Genomic DNA, 619 nt, shown 5'->3' on the forward strand with positions numbered 1-619 from the left:
TAGTGCAGCCATGTAGCATAACTTTATGGCCTACGGTGACCTTATTTCCAATCGTCATTGGATATTGAGCATCAACATGCAAAATGGAACCGTCTTGAATATTAGTATGCTCACCAATGTTAATACTCTGTATATTGATATCGCTTACAAGTGAGCTCTTAGCGAGGAAGGTAATTGTCTGAATTTTTTAGCTTTAACACTTTAACAATTAAATCAATTCAGACAAAAAACATGGTGGCTAATCTACTTGCTGTAATTCTTTTAAATAGCGTTCGCCATTTTCAACATAGTGCATAGCAGATTTTGTAAACATTTCGCGGGTTGACTCATCAAGTGGTTTAATAATTTTAGCTGGAGAGCCTATAACAAGGTGTCCGTCTGGCACTTGCATATTTTCTGTGACTAAACTGTTCGCGCCTATTAAACAATTTTTGCCAATATTAGCGCCGTTGAGTACAACAGCATTCATACCAATTAATGTATTATCTCCAATAGTGCAGCCATGTAGCATAACTTTATGGCCTACGGTGACCTTATTTCCAATCGTCATTGGATATTGAGCATCAACATGCAAAATGGAACCGTCTTGAATATTAGTATGCTCACCAATGTTAATACT

At 36.8% G+C, this 619-nt stretch carries 1 protein-coding gene and 1 pseudogene; both read right to left on the reverse strand.

Annotated elements, in window-relative coordinates; genetic code table 11:
• Positions 1-124: pseudogene (locus tag H4J50_RS19740) on the reverse strand (gamma carbonic anhydrase family protein); the annotation flags it as partial.
• Between the two features lie 114 nt (positions 125-238).
• A partial coding sequence (locus H4J50_RS19040) for a gamma carbonic anhydrase family protein (protein WP_182257708.1) occupies positions 239-619 on the reverse strand: 381 nt, incomplete at its 5' end.

This window comes from Colwellia sp. 6M3, from assembly GCF_014077595.1.
In the GTDB taxonomy this organism is placed as follows: Bacteria; Pseudomonadota; Gammaproteobacteria; order Enterobacterales; family Alteromonadaceae; genus Cognaticolwellia.